The sequence below is a fragment of the Pseudomonas sp. W2-17 genome (assembly GCF_041060445.1).
Taxonomy (GTDB): Bacteria; Pseudomonadota; Gammaproteobacteria; order Pseudomonadales; family Pseudomonadaceae; genus Aquipseudomonas.
Map to the genome: position 1 here is coordinate 1 of NZ_JAUFNS010000034.1, position 14,723 is coordinate 14,723.

General features: G+C 62.9%; 10 protein-coding genes. 9 read left to right on the forward strand and 1 reads right to left on the reverse strand.

Annotated elements, in window-relative coordinates:
* Positions 1-502: 502 nt before the first annotated feature.
* Positions 503-1,006 carry a GNAT family N-acetyltransferase gene (locus QWI20_RS25865; protein ID WP_369307823.1) on the forward strand — a complete coding sequence of 168 codons (504 nt, stop codon included), beginning with the start codon at positions 503-505 and terminating at the stop codon, positions 1,004-1,006.
* A gap of 471 nt (positions 1,007-1,477) precedes the next feature.
* On the opposite strand, the gene QWI20_RS25870 is transcribed toward QWI20_RS25865, so the two are convergent.
* Entirely contained in the window at positions 1,478-6,334 is a 4,857-nt protein-coding gene (locus QWI20_RS25870) for an NAD-glutamate dehydrogenase (RefSeq protein ID WP_369307824.1), read from the reverse strand.
* Positions 6,335-6,890: 556 nt separating this feature from the next.
* Between QWI20_RS25870 and QWI20_RS25875 the strand changes: the two genes are divergently transcribed.
* The 8 genes from QWI20_RS25875 to QWI20_RS25910 all read left to right on the forward strand — a co-directional run bounded on the left by QWI20_RS25875 (position 6,891) and on the right by QWI20_RS25910 (position 14,665).
* Positions 6,891-7,214, forward strand: coding sequence for a hypothetical protein (locus tag QWI20_RS25875; protein WP_369307825.1), 324 nt, complete (start codon positions 6,891-6,893; stop codon positions 7,212-7,214).
* A 23-nt stretch (positions 7,215-7,237) separates the two neighbouring features.
* Positions 7,238-7,600, forward strand: coding sequence for a hypothetical protein (locus QWI20_RS25880; RefSeq protein WP_369307827.1), 363 nt, complete (start codon positions 7,238-7,240; stop codon positions 7,598-7,600).
* 187 nt (positions 7,601-7,787) lie between these two features.
* Positions 7,788-8,747 (forward strand): MoxR family ATPase, encoded by a 960-nt coding sequence (locus QWI20_RS25885; RefSeq protein ID WP_037013687.1) that lies wholly within the window; start codon positions 7,788-7,790, stop codon positions 8,745-8,747.
* Between the two features lie 4 nt (positions 8,748-8,751).
* The gene (locus QWI20_RS25890; RefSeq protein ID WP_172611290.1) at positions 8,752-9,696 is read left to right on the forward strand and encodes a DUF58 domain-containing protein; all 945 of its coding nucleotides are present in this window, start codon (positions 8,752-8,754) and stop codon (positions 9,694-9,696) included.
* Positions 9,693-10,184, forward strand: coding sequence for a DUF4381 domain-containing protein (locus QWI20_RS25895; protein WP_122624726.1), 492 nt, complete (start codon positions 9,693-9,695; stop codon positions 10,182-10,184). The genes QWI20_RS25890 and QWI20_RS25895 overlap by 4 nt, the downstream gene beginning before the upstream one ends.
* Entirely contained in the window at positions 10,177-11,244 is a 1,068-nt protein-coding gene (locus QWI20_RS25900; RefSeq protein WP_369307828.1) for a VWA domain-containing protein, read from the forward strand. Before QWI20_RS25895 ends, QWI20_RS25900 begins: the two co-directional genes overlap by 8 nt.
* Before the next feature lie 8 nt (positions 11,245-11,252).
* Positions 11,253-12,974: a VWA domain-containing protein gene (locus tag QWI20_RS25905; protein ID WP_369307849.1), complete on the forward strand. Its 1,722-nt coding sequence runs from the start codon at positions 11,253-11,255 to the stop codon at positions 12,972-12,974.
* 29 nt (positions 12,975-13,003) lie between these two features.
* A complete protein-coding gene (locus QWI20_RS25910) occupies positions 13,004-14,665 on the forward strand; it encodes a BatD family protein (RefSeq protein WP_369307850.1) in 1,662 nt (553 codons plus the stop codon).
* Positions 14,666-14,723: the final 58 nt, after the last annotated feature.

A 14,723-nucleotide genomic window follows, 5' to 3' on the forward strand; every position in this document is an offset into this window, starting at 1 on the left:
CGTGGGCCCGCGCCGAACGGACATCCATGTCCTGACGGCGCTCTCGCCGCATCCATGCGGCTCGGCCCACTGCGCGAGACCTGCGTTCAGCCTGCACCCAAGTCGCGATTGGCGGTGACTGGGCTTTTTGTGTATGAAGATCAAAAGCGCAAAGCAGATCAAAAGCGTCCCGGCTAAAGCCGGTCCCACTAGGTGCGCGCGGTGTTTTAGTGGAACCGGCTTTAGCCGGGAAGACGGTCCCACTGGCTGCATGCGTTGCTTTTAATGTGACCGGCTTCAGCCGGAGAGGCGGACCCACTGGCTGCATGCGTTGCTTTTAGTGGGACCGGCTTCAGCCGGGAAGGCGCCAGTTCAGGCAGGCGAAGGCCGATGAGACGACGCCGTCCCCGTGGGAGCGAGCTTGCTCGCGAATGCTGTTGATCGTGCGCGCGGGTAGCCGTAGCCAGGTCCGCAGTCAGCCGCTTAGACTGTCCCCTCTTTCTGTTTTCAAAGGACGAATCCAGTGAATGTTGCTATAGATCAGGTGGTAATCCATCGTTTTACCGAAGCCCATATCGAGGGCGTGACTGCGCTGTATAACGATCCTGAGGTGTGTCGTCAGGTGCTTCAGATGCCGTATCAGTCCACCGATGTGTGGCGCAAACGGCTGGCGGGGGCGGATGACAGGTCTGTGAAGCTTGTCGCTTTGCATCAGGGTCAGGTGATTGGCAACATTGGTCTGGAGCAATACGCGCGCATTCGTCAGCGTCATGTCGGGGCTATCGGCATGGGCGTGGCGGCAGGGTGGCAGGGCAAAGGGGTGGGGTCGCGGCTGATGGCCGCCGTGCTGGAAGTCGCGGACAACTGGATGAACCTGCACCGGGTTGAACTCACCGTCTTCGCCGACAACGAAGCCGCCCTGGCGCTCTACCGCAAATTCGGCTTCGAAACCGAAGGCCGCCTGCGGGACTACGCCATACGCGACGGCGTCCTCATTGACGCCATCAGCATGGCGCGATTGAAATAACCGCGCTTTAGAAAGAGCGACGCTGAGCGTCACAGGCTGCATTCCCACGCAGAGCGTGGGAATGATCAACAGCATTCGCGAGCAAGCTCGCTCCCACGGGCAGGGTGTTCGACCAGCAAAACTGCCAGCGTCCACACTGGCCTCTTCCCGGCTAAAGCCGGTCCCACTGAAAGCACACCGCGTACACCCGGTGGGACCGGCTTCAGCCGGGAAGCTTTTGATCTGATCTAGACGCGCTTTTGATCTTCGTACTCAAAAGTCCAGACACCGCCAAACGCGACTTGAGTGAAGGAACCCGACGAAGTCGGGCCCAACCAGGAGCACAAGCCCTTGATTACTTGGGGCCTTATCAAGTCACTCGCCGAAGGCGAAACAGTCTGCCCCCAGGCAGACGCCCTTGATCTCCCAATCAAAAACCAAAAAGCCCCGCGTCTCTCAACGCGGGGCTTCCAGTTACAGACGACTAAATCCTCAAACCACAGCCGTCTGCCCACTCATCGCCAGATCCAGCAACTCACGGTTAGCGACCGCATACATCGCATAATCGTTACCGCTTGCCGCACGCAACTCCACCAACATCGCGCGCCAGCGCTCGACCATCGGCAAATGCTGCTCCAGCCACAGACTCAAACGCTCCTCAACATCCGCAGGACCATTCGCCATCTGCAACACCGACACCGTAATCGCCCGCTGCTGCCAGTCGATATCATCACGGAACGCTTCACGTGCCAGCGCCTGCCAATTGTTCTCCACCGGCAACGCACTGATCTGCTGCAGATACCACGTCACGTCCAGCGAACTGCCCACCGCGAAATACACCTTCGCCACGTCCGCTGCATTCTGACCGGTCACGTCCGACGCCTCGATGATCGGCAACAGCGTATACAAATGACTCGTACCCGCCACCATCCGCGCCAGCAACTCCGGCACGCCCGCCGCAACATACTCCTGATATCGCGTCTGCCACACCTCACGGGTCGGCCCTTCCAGCAACTCGTCCAGCTTCAGACCCAGCGCCGCGATGTGCGGACCGAAGTGCGCCACGTCACGGGCCGCGTCCAGTTCGTTGCGACGGCTGCGCAAGAACCAGCGCGTCGCGCGACGGCCCAGACGCATCAGCTCATCCATCAACGCCAGTTGAATCTCGGCCGGGACCTTGTAGTCCAGCGCCTCGATCTGACGGAACCAGTGCGGGAGATGGAAAATGTCACGCACGATCACGTAAGCACCGGCCACGTTGGCCGCGGTCATGCCGGTCGACTCTTTGAGCCGCTGCACGAACGTGATGCCCATGTGGTTGACCAGGTCGTTGGCGATCTGCGTGCTGACGATTTCGCGCTTCAGACGGTGACGACGCATCGACTCGGAAAACTTCGCGCCCAGTGACGGCGGGAACGCCGTTTCCATGTCGCGGGCCAAGTAGTCGTCATCCGGAACGCGGGATTCCAGCAGCGCTTCCTTGAGGTCGATCTTGCTGTAGGAAATCAGCACCGACAGCTCGGCCCGGGTCAGACCCTTCTTCTCGGCGATGCGCTCGGCCAATTGATCTTCCGCCGGCAGGAACTCGATGGCACGGTCCAGCTTGCCCCGCGCCTCCAGGTCGCTCATCAGGCGCTTGTACTCGGCGATCCGCTCGTAGGCACGGCGCTCTGCCAGGGACAGGGCCTGGGTCTGCTTGTAGTTGTTGCCGAGAACGAGGTTGCCCACTTCGTCGGTCATGCTTTCGAGCAGCAGGTTGCGCTGCTTCTCGGTCATGTCGCCGGCCTGGACCACTTCGTTCAGCAGGATCTTGATGTTCACTTCATGGTCGGAGCAGTCCACACCACCGGCGTTGTCGATGAAGTCGGTGTTGGTCGCGCCGCCCATCAGGCCGAATTCGACACGGCCCAACTGGGTCATGCCCAGGTTACCGCCCTCGCCCACCACCTTGCAGCGCAACTGATTGCCGTTGACGCGCAGCGCGTCGTTGGCCTTGTCGCCGACGTCCGCGTGGGACTCGGTGCTGGCCTTGACGTAGGTGCCGATGCCGCCGTTCCACAGCAGATCCACTGGCGCCTTGAGCAGCGCGTGCATCAGTTCGGTCGGGGTCAGCTTGTCAGCGGTGATGTCGAAGCGCGCTTTCATCTGCGGGGTGATCGCGATGCTTTTCGCGCTGCGCGGGAAGATACCGCCGCCTTCGGACATCAGGCTGGTGTCGTAATCGGTCCACGCTGAACGCGGCAGGTCAAACAGACGCTGACGCTCAACGAAGCTGCTCGCCGGGTCCGGATTCGGATCGATGAAGATATGCAGGTGGTTGAAGGCCGCGACCAGTTGCAGCTTGTCGGACATCAGCAGGCCGTTACCGAACACGTCACCGGCCATGTCGCCGACGCCGATCACGCTGATGCTGTCCTGCTGCACATTGATGCCGCGCTCGCGGAAGTGGCGCTGCACGCCGACCCACGCGCCCTTGGCGGTGATGCCCATTTTCTTGTGGTCGTAACCCGCCGAGCCGCCGGAAGCGAAGGCGTCGCCAAGCCAGAAACCGTAGTCGATGGCGATACCGTTGGCGATGTCGGAGAAGGTCGCGGTGCCTTTGTCGGCAGCGACGACCAAGTACGGGTCATCGTCGTCGTGGCGCACGACATTGGCCGGCGGCACCAGTGCGCCTTCTTTCAGGTTGTCGGTGATGTCCAGCAGACCGGAAATGAACAGGCGATAGCAGGCAATCGCTTCGGCCTGGATCTCGTCGCGGGTCCCGGTGGTCGGCAGACGACGGGGCAGGAAGCCGCCCTTGGCGCCGACCGGCACGATGACCGAGTTCTTCACTTGCTGGGCTTTGACCAGACCCAGCACTTCGGTGCGGAAGTCTTCTTCACGGTCGGACCAGCGCAGGCCGCCACGGGCTACGTTGCCGAAGCGCAGGTGAACGCCTTCGACACGCGGTGAGTAGACGAAGATTTCGAACTTCGGCACTGGCTTCGGCAGCTCGGGGATCAGGCGCGGGTTGAACTTGAAGCTGAAGTAGCTCTTGCTCTGGCCGTTGGCGTCGGTCTGGTAGAAGTTGGTGCGCATGGTCGCCTTGATCAGGTCAAGGTAGCGACGCAGGATGCGGTCTTCGTTGAGCACTTGCACGCCGTCCAGCGCAGTCAGAATCGCCTGCTCCAGACGCTGCTGCATGTCGTCGAGGTCGCCGCCGCTCAGTTTGCGCGCCAGATAGAAGCGGGTCTTGAACAGACGCGTCAGCTCCCGGGCGATGTCGGCGTGGTTGTTGAGCGTGCTGGCAATGTAACCCAGGTCAAAGCCCAGACGGATCTGCTTCAGGTAACGCGCGTAGGCACGCAGCAGCGCCACGTCGCGCCATGGCAGACCGGCCGTCAGCACCAGACGGTTGAAGGCGTCGTTTTCGGCTTCGCCACGCACGATGTGGACGAAGGCGTCCTGCAGCGTGTCGTTGAGCTGTTGCAGGTCCAGTTTCAGACCTTCGCCGTAGGTGAACGCGAAGTCGTGAATCCAGAATTCGCGGCCGTTGGTGTGACGCAGGCGGTACGGGAACTCACCGAGCACGCGCAGGCCAAGGTTTTCCAGAATCGGCAGCACATCGGACAGCGCCAGCGGCGTGTCAGCGTGGTACAGCTTGCAGTGCAGCTGCGCCTTGTCGCCGGACAGCGGCTGATAAAAGCTCATCACCAGCGGATTGGCTTCAGACAGGCTCAGCACGTGCTGCATGTCGACCACGGCAGAATGCGCGGCGAAACGCTCGCGGTAGCCTGCCGGGAAACCTTTCGGGAAGTCGGCCAGCACGTTGGTGCCCTGGGCTTCACCGAAGCTTTCGATGACCAGACTGGCGTAGTCGTCTTTCCACGAACGGCAGGCCTGGATGACTTCGTTTTCCAGCTGCTGCGGGTCGATGTCGAGGGTGACTTTCGGGTCCACACGCAGGATCAGCTGCACGCGCGCCAATACCGACTCGGAGAAGAAGGTCCAGAATTCGCAGTCGGTCGCCTTCAGGCGATCCATCAGCACTTGCTGAATCTTCTGACGGACTTCGGTGGAGTAGACGTCGCGCGGCACGTAGGCCAGGCAGTAGCAGAAACGGCCGTACGGGTCTTTGCGCAGGAACACGCGGATCTTGTTGCGCTCCTGGATCTGCACGATCGACATGACGGTGGTGAACAGCTCGTCCACCGGAGTCTGGAACAGGTCATCGCGGGGCAGCACTTCAACCACCTGCGCCAGTTCCTTGCCCAGGTGCGCCTTGGCGTCGAAGCCGGAACGGCGCTCGACTTCGGCGACCTTGCGGCGGATGTACGGAATGGCGCGCACGCTTTCGCCATACACCGACGAGGTGTACAGGCCCATGAAGCGCGATTCCTTGATGACCTTGCCGTCGGCGTCAATCTGGCGAATCGACACGTAGTCCGGGTACGCCGGGCGATGCACGCGGCTCGGGTGCGCGGCTTTGGCGAAGGACAGCAGGGTCGGCTCCTGCAGGTAATTCACTGCATAGCCTTCGATGTGCAGGTCTTCGGCGGTGAGCCCTGCGCGCAGCAGTTTGGTCAGACCGAGGAAGGACGACGGTTCGTACTGGAGCTGACCGCCCTCGCCTTCGTTGCTGACGGTGAATTCTTCATAGCCGAGGAAGGTGAAGTGGTTGTTCACCAGCCACTCGAGGAACACCTTGACCTCGGATTTCTCCTCGGGGTCGATGTTGTATTCGGTGGCGTCGATGTCGGCCAGCAGCTCGTGGAGCTTGGCTTTCATCGGCTCGAAGTCTTCAACGGCAACGCGGACTTCGCCCAGCACCTGCTCCAGTTCGCGGGCGAGCACGTTCAGCTCCGCGGCATTGGCGCAACGGTCGATCTCCAGGTACATCAACGATTCTTGCAGGACGTCGTCGCCGGTGGTGCCTTTTGGCAGCAGTTCGAGCAACTGGCCTTTCGCATCGCGGCGTACGCTCAGCACGGTGGTCTGCAGCGTATGGATGCTGTAACCGCGGCGGTTCAGTTCGGTACGCACCGAGTCGACCAAAAAGGGCAGGTCGTGGTGCAGGACTTCGACGGCGGTGTGGGTGGACTGCCAGCCGTGACGTTCGTAATCGGGGTTGTAGACGCGGACCTGGGGCGTGCCGTGCTCGAAGCGTTCGAGCAGGCGCCAGGCCGAGAGGGTGCAACCGGCCAGGTCAGAGAGTCTGCGCTGGGTGAGTTCGTCGAGGGAGATGATGCCGAAGAATTGCTCGGCGAACAGCGCCACTTGTGGCAGTGCCTGTTCGCTGATGTGCTGAGCCAGTGCCGCTCGCAGTTGGTGCTGGAAGTCGGACTTGCTGGCTGCGGTGAAGAACGCCATCTGTGGTACTCCGATTGGCTTGAGCTTTTATATAGGAGAGATGCGTGTGTCGGGTGGAGCTTGTGTGTTTGTCTCGTTTGCGTCTGGTCGATGATAGTCAGCATAACGTGACAGGGGGCGTCGCGTTTCGCGTTGCCTGTTTTACTAACGCTTTTGGTGTGTGTGCCGTCACATTTGTTCGGCGTGGGTGCAGCTTAACGAGTGGCGCCCTGAATCTGCTTGCGATGCTGCGACATATTCGGACATCGGGTTGCAGGGCTGGACCTGCGGCGTGGCTTAGTGCGCCAGGATCAAGGGCGTCGGCCTAACGGCCTCGGGTTTCGCCTTCGGCGAGTTACTTGGAAAAGCACCCCAAGTAACCAAGGGTGCCTGCTCCTGGTTTGGCCCTTCCTTCGTCAGGGTTCCTTCACTCCGGTCCCGCTCCGTGGGCCCGCGCCGAACGGACATCCATGTCCTGACGGCGCTCTCGCCGCATCCATGCGGCTAGACCCACTGCGCGAAACCTGCGTTCAGCCTGCACCCAAGTCGCGATTGGCGGTGACTGGACTTTTTGCGTATGAAGATCAAGAGCAAGGAGCAGATCAAAAACTTCCCGGCTGAAGCCGGTCCCACAGGCTGTACGCGATGCTTTTTTAGTGGGACCGGCTTTAGCCGGGAAGAGGCCAGTTTGGTCGCCATCAATTTCGCGGCTGATCGTTCCCACTCGATGCACGCGGTGCCTTTTAGTGGGACCGGCTTTAGCCGGGAAGGGGCCGGTTTGGTCGCTGTCAATAATGGAGCGAACGCATCAGGTCAGGCTCCACCCAACCACTCGGCCCGTCACCCACCGCAATCTTCAGCAAATCTCTCACAGGACTGGCAAAATCCATCCCTGCCCTGAACCCATCCACGGGAGTTACCGCCATGCAAATGACCACCGACAGCTTCATCTATAACCCACGCGACGAGGAGGAGGAGGATATGGCGCTGGCCTGCTGCCATGGCAGCAACACAGGGGATCTGTTTCTGCTCGCGCGTTTCCCCGATGAGGATGAGGTCGATATCACGTTTCGTGACGACACCATTCATGTCGAAGACAACATCACCGTCACCCTGAGCACCACCCGGCTGTTGGTCGAAATCGACGCCGGCGACGCCAAGCCCCTGGGCGGTGATACCGCGTATGAGATCACCCACAGCACCCCCGCCAGTGAATTGACCGAGCTGGACGCCACGTTGCGGATCATCCTCAACGGTGTCGGGACGTACGTCAGCCAGATCAACTGAGACCCCGGCAGCACCGGGCGGCAAATGACGCAAATGTAAGACAGTTCTTGTTTTAGCCCAGTCCTTTGCTGAAAAGCCGAAAAAACCCGCCGGCCGATTAGTCGGCGCCCCTGCGATGGATTAAAGTAACGCCCCCAGCTTCGGCGCCACTTGGCGCTGCTGCCTCTCCTGCCAGGAACTGTCATCGATGGAACATCGTGAAGCGTTGATCGCGCTGCGGACCTTTCTTTCCACCCAGATTCTCGGGCAGGAGAAACTGGTTGAGCGCTTGCTGATCGCGCTGTTGGCCGACGGCCACATGCTTGTCGAAGGCGCGCCGGGTCTGGCCAAGACCAAAGCGATCAAAGAGCTGGCGGAAGGCATCGAAGCACAATTTCATCGCATTCAGTTCACCCCCGACCTGCTCCCGGCCGACATCACCGGCACCGAGATCTATCGTCCGGAAACCGGCAGTTTCGTGTTTCAGCAAGGCCCCATCTTCCACAATCTGGTGCTCGCCGACGAAATCAACCGCGCGCCGGCCAAGGTGCAATCTGCCTTGCTGGAGGCGATGGCCGAGCGTCAGGTCAGTGTCGGGCGCAGTACCTACGACCTGTCGCCGCTGTTTCTGGTGATGGCGACGCAGAACCCCATCGAGCAGGAAGGCACCTACCCGCTGCCCGAAGCGCAGCTCGATCGTTTTCTGATGCACGTCAAGATCGGCTTCCCGGACGCCACCGTCGAACGCAAGATTCTCCAGCAGGCCCGGGGCGAAGCGCTGAATGGCGAGACGAAGCCCGAGCGCCGCGTCAGCCAGCAGGCGATTTTCGCCGCGCGCAAGGAAATCCTCGGTCTGTACATGGCCGATGCCGTCGAGGAATACCTGGTGCAACTGGTGATGGCGACCCGTACGCCCGCCAAGTTCGATGCCGAGCTGGCCGAGTGGATCGGTTATGGCGCAAGCCCCCGTGGTTCGATTTCCCTGGACCGCTGCGCCCGGGCCCACGCCTGGCTGGCCGGGCGCGACTTCGTCAGCCCGGAAGACATTCAGGCGATGGTCTTCGATGTGCTGCGTCATCGCATCATCCTGTCGTTCGAAGCAGAAGCGGCGGGCATCGATCAAGACCGCGTGATCCAGCGCATTCTCGACGTCGTGGCCGTCGCCTGACCCCATGCAACCCTATCTGATCTCCCAACCGGGCATCCGCATCAGCCTCGCCGACCTCATTGAGATGCGTCATCGCGTGCGGGAAGTGCAGCTGTTTTCAACGCCCAGCCAGCGCAGCCCGTTGATCGGTCTGCACCACTCCAAGCTGCGCGGGCGCGGCGTCGACTTCGATCAGGTCAGGGTGTATCAGGCCGGCGACGACGTCAGGACCATCGACTGGCGCGTCACCGCCCGAACGCAAGAGCCCCACACCAAACTGTTTCACGAAGAACGCGAGCGGCCGATTTTCATCATGGTCGAGCAAAGCCGCCGCCTGTTTTTCGGCTCCGGGCTGATGTTCAAATCAGTCCTCGCCGCCCAGGCCGCGGCATTGGTGGGATGGGCCGCGCTGGGCCACAACGACCGGGTCGGCGGGCTGGTGTTCGGTGACAACGAGCATTACGAAATCAAACCGCGACGCAGCAAACAAAGCCTGCTGCAACTGCTGAACCGGCTGGTGCGGGTCAATCAGTCGCTGCACACCGAAGCCGCCGCCGACCGCGATACCTTTGGCGTGGCGCTGCGCCGTGCGCGGGAAGTCATGCGTCCGGGCAGTCTGGCGATCATCCTGTGCGACGAGCGCGCGTTGTCCGACTCCGCAGAACAACAGCTGACTCTGCTGTCACGGCACTGCGACCTGTTGTTGCTGCCACTGTCCGATCCGCTGGATCACGCCTTGCCCGCCGCCGGTTTATTGCGCTTCGCTGACCGGGGCGCGCACCTTGAACTCGACACGCTGAACGCCGACTTGCGTCAGAGCTACCGTGCCCAGGGCGAGGCGCGTCAGGCGCGCTGGGAACTGCTGGCGCAGAAGCTGCGCGTGCTGATGATGCCGTTGAGCACCCAGCGTGAAATGGTCGAGCAACTGCGCGAATACCTCAACGGCCAGCGCCCGGTGAAACAACCATGAGTGCGCTGGACCAGCTGCAACCGCTAATCCTGCCGGAGCCGGTCGGTTTCTGGCCGCCTGCGCCGGGCTGGTGGCTATTGCTGATCCTGCTGCCGGCGCTGGGCTACGGCCTGTGGCGCGCGCGCACGCTGCTGCCGAAAAAGGCCAGCCGCGAAACCGTCGAGCCATTGGACCCGCTGCGCCAGGCTGCGCTGGTCGAACTCGCGCAGATGCCCAAACCCTACGACGGCGCCCCGGCCGGTGCCTGGCTGCAACAGATCAATGGTCTGCTCAAGCGCCTGTGCCGCAATCACTACCCCTACAGCCAGAGCCACACCCTCAACGGCCGCAAATGGCTGGCGTTTCTCGATAACCGCTGCCCGGCCGCCGGCCTGACGCGCTGGATGATCCTCGTCGAGGGCGCCTACAAGCCGGAATGCAAACTCGACGACAAGGCCATCAACGGCCTGACCCAGTCGGTCGAGACCTGGATTCGCAAGCATGTTTGAGTTCGCCTGGCCGTGGCTTTTCGCCCTCCTCCCGCTGCCGTGGGTGATGCGCTTCGTGCTGCCCGCCGCAGACAGCGGCGAAGCGGCGTTGAAAATCAGCTTTCTCCCCGAGCTGGAAGGCCTCGCCGGTCGTCGCGCCCGAACCCGTTTGCCGGGCTGGCGGCGTCAGTTGCCGTTCATTACCGTCTGGCTCCTGCTGCTGGTCGCTGCCGCCCGCCCGCAATGGCTGGGCGAGCCGTTGCCGGTTGCCGCCAGCGGGCGCGATCTGCTGGTGGCGGTGGACGTGTCGGGGTCGATGGATTACCCGGACATGGTCTGGAAAAACGATGAGGTCAGCCGGTTGACCCTGGTGAAAATGCTGCTGGGGGACTTTCTCGAGCACCGTCAGGGCGATCGCATCGGCCTGATTCTGTTCGGCAGTCAGGCGTATCTGCAGGCGCCGTTGACCTTCGACCGCAAGACTGTGCGGGTCTGGCTGGACGAAGCGCGCATCGGCATTGCCGGCAAGAACACCGCCATTGGCGACGCGATCGGGCTGGCGTTGAAGCGTCTGCGCCAGCGTCCGGCCCAGAGCCGCGTGCTGATTCTGGTCACCGACGGCGCCAACAATGCGGGCCAGATCGACCCGAGAACCGCCGCGCGTCTGGCCGCCAGCGAAGGCGTGAAAATCTACCCGATCGGCATCGGCGCCGATCCCGACAAAGGCGCCACCAGCATTCTCGGCCTCAACCCCAGCCTGGATCTGGACGAGCCTGCGCTGCGGGAAATCGCTGCGGTCAGCGGTGGGCAGTATTTCCGCGCGCGCAACGGCGCCGAACTCGCCAGCATCGGCAAGGCACTGGACCGGCTGGAGCCTGTCGCGCAACAACCGACCCAGGCACGTCCGGCGCGGGCGCTTTATCACGTACCACTGACGATGGCGCTGTTGTTGAGCCTGCTGCTGGTGGTTCAGGAGCGCTGGCCGAACAACCCGGTTTATCGCTTCTTCGCGCGCCGGCCGACGATTGTGTGGCGTACGCAGTGGCGTCAGCACTTGAAGCGCCTGACGAGGCGCCCATGATCGAATTCCTGTCCGGTCTCTGGCCCCATTGGTCGCGCCCAGGCTGGCTGCTGATGCTACCGGCGCTCGGCTGGCTGTTGTGGCGGTTATGGAATCGGCAGAAGCGCGTCGGGCGCTGGCAGATGATTATTCCCAGCGCCTTTCATTCCGCCCTGCTCAGCGGCGGAGGCGGTCGGGAAAGCAAATTGCCGTGGGTGGTGCTGGGGCTTGGCTGGTTGCTGGCGGTGTTGGCACTGCTCGGGCCGAGCTGGCAGCGGGTTGAGCAGAACAGCCAGCGGCCGGTCGATCCGCTGGTGGTGATGCTGGAGCTGACCCCGGAAATGCTCGCGGCTGACAGCCCGCCCACCCGACTCGAACAGGCGCGACGCAAGTTGCTCGATCTGTTACAGGCGCGCAGCGATTCACAGACCGCGATCATCGTCTACGCCGGCAGCGCCCATACGCTGGTGCCGCTGTCCGATGATCTGGCGACCAGCAAAAACCTGCTGGATGCGATCAAGCCGTCGATCATGCCAGGAGCCGGCCAGCGCGCGGACCTTGCCGTGCGCAAGGCGCTGGATTTGCTGGAACAGGGTGACCTGGGCCAAGGGCGGCTGCTGTGGATCGGTTCGTCCCTCAGCGACGCCGAGCGTCAGGGCATTCGCACTGCGATGACCGGCCGCGATGCCCCTCCTTTACTGATGCTCGGGGTCGGCACCGCGGAAGGCGCGCCGGTCACCCAGGAGAAAGGCGGTTTCCTGAAGGACGCTCAGGGCGGCATCCTTGTGCCGCGTCTGGACGGGCCGGTGCTCAAGGATTTCGCCGACAGCATGGGCGGTCGTTACGCCTCGCTGCGCCTGGACAATCAGGACCTGAACGACCTCGGTCTGCTGGACGGTCCGAAGAGCCTGATCAGCCAGGGCCAGAAGGTGCGGCTCGACCGCTGGGCCGATCAGGGCTACTGGTTGCTGCTGCCGCTTCTGCTGCTGGCCGGTTGCGCCGGGCGACGCGGTTGGTTGCTGTGCCTGCCGCTGTTGCTGATGGCCGTGCCGCAACCCAGCTATGCCTTCGGCTTCGAAGACCTGTGGCGCCGCCCCGACCAACAGGGCGAACACTTGCTCAAGCGTCATCACCCGGCGGAAGCCGCGCGGCATTTCGAAGACCCGCAGTGGCAAGGCGTCGCGCTGTATCAGGCCGGTGACTATGCCGGCGCCGTCCAGCGCTTTGCCAAGGGCAGCAGCGCCGCCGACCATTACAATCGCGGCAATGCACTGGCCCGAAGCGGTGAGCTGGAAGCCGCCATCGACGCCTATGAACAGGCGCTGGAGCGTCAACCGGACTTCCCGGCGGCGTCAGCCAACAAGGCGTTGGTGGAAAAGGTGCTGGAGCAGAACAAAGCGTCGAACCAGGCGAAAGCAGACGAGAAGGCGAAGAGTGACGAGAACGCCGACAATGCCCGCGAAGGCAATACCGGACAGTCGTCATCGAGTGCGCCATCAGCCCAGCAGGATCCCGATGCCGAACGCTCGGCCAGCGATCAGCAAAACGCCGCCGACGAGCAGGCTTCCGGCGCGGGATCCGACAGCGACGAGCCGGCGCGTGCCTCCGGCAAACCGGCCGACGGACAGATCGATGGCGAGCAGAAACAGGCGCTCGAACAATGGCTGCGACAGATCCCCGACGAACCCGGTGAGCTGTTGCGGCGCAAATTCTGGTACGAACAACAGCAGCATCAGGAAAAGACCCGATGAGTCGTCTGCACAGGTTGCTGATCGCAGGAATGTGGTGCCTGTTCGCCTTGGTGGCGCCGTTGGCCCAGGCCGACAGTGCAGGCTCCACGCTGCAATCCAGCGTTGACCGCACACGCGTCAACACCGGCGAAACCGTCGAACTGACCCTTGAAACCGACGACGCGACCGTCTTCGGCCGGCCGGACATGAGCGCGCTGGACGCCGACTTCGAGGTCCGCGACACCCGCCAGCTCAACAGCCTGACCACGCTGGAAGGCAACGTCCACGCGACGACCCGCTGGCTGATCACACTGATGCCCCGCCACAGCGGCTCGATTGAAATCCCGTCGTTGAAGCTGGGCGAAATGACCAGCCAGCCGATCGTGCTGCAAGTGGTCGACGTCGGCCCCGCCGCCCAGGGCCAGGAGCAGAAGCTCGCGCCGGTGTTCATGGAGGCGAGCCTCGATCAGGACAGCGTGTATGTTCAGGCGCAGGTCTTGCTCACCGTGCGCATTTACCATTCGGTGTCGCTGTTCGACGACAGCAGCCTGACACCGCTGCAAGTGCCGGACGCGCGCATCGAAAAGCTCGGCGACACGCGCACGTACGAGAAGCAGATCAATGGCATTCGCCACGGCGTGATCGAAATGCGCTATGCGCTTTACCCGCAGCACAGCGGTGCGCTGACCATCCCCGCCCAGGCGTTCAGCGCCACGCTGGTTCAGGACACCACCGACGCCGCTGCGGCCGCCGCCATGGCGCCCGGCGCGATTGCCAGCGGCCCGAAACCCGGCCGACTGATGCACGTGACGTCGCTGCCCCTGACCCTCGACGTCAAGCCGCAACCGGCGCACTACCCCGCCGATACGCCATGGCTGCCGGCGCGCAGCATCAGCCTCAGTGAAAACTGGAGCCCGGAACCTGCCCACAGCCAGGTCGGCGATTCCCTCACGCGCACCTTGCAATTGAAGGCCGAAGGGCTGTCCAGCGCGCAGTTGCCGCCGCTGCCTGCCACCGATGTCAGCGCATTGCGGCGCTACCCGGACCAGCCGCAACTGAGCAATCAGGCCGGTGAACGCGGCTTGACCGGCGTGCGTGAGGAACGCGAGGCGCTGGTGCCCAATCGTCCGGGCGCCATCGAGATTCCCGCTGTCGATCTGGTCTGGTGGAACACCCAGGAAGATCACCTGGAGCACAGCGCCCTGCCCGCCCGCACCTTGCAGGTCAGCCTCAACCCGGCGTTCGCCGTGGACACGCCCGTGAGCGACAACGGTAATGTGACGGTGATCGGCCCGCCGGTGTGGCCGTGGCAGTTGAGCACGGTGCTGTTGAGTTTCACCACGCTGCTGGGCTTCGGTCTGTGGTGGCGCGGGCGGTGGCAACCGGCGCTGGCCCGGGTCGCGCAAACGGGCCCGAGTCCGCGTACAGTGCTCGACGACCTGAAACGAGCGTGCCTGGCCAACGACCCCCACGCCACCCGCCAGGCGCTGGACGCCTGGGCCCGTCAGCAGCCGGAAACCCTGGCCGACATGGCCGCGCGCTTCGTGCCGCTGTCCCATGCGCTGGACGGGTTGAATGGAGCGCTGTACAGCGAGACCGAAAAACTGTGGCTGGGCGAAGACCTCTGGCGCGCCGTCAAAGCGCTGCCCGCCATCGAAAACCCCAAGGACCCGAACGGAGGCGACAGCCTGCCGCCGCTGTATCCAAAATGATTTCCATCGATCAGCGCGTTTTCCGGCAACGCTGGAAAACAGGCTGATCGTTAAACCA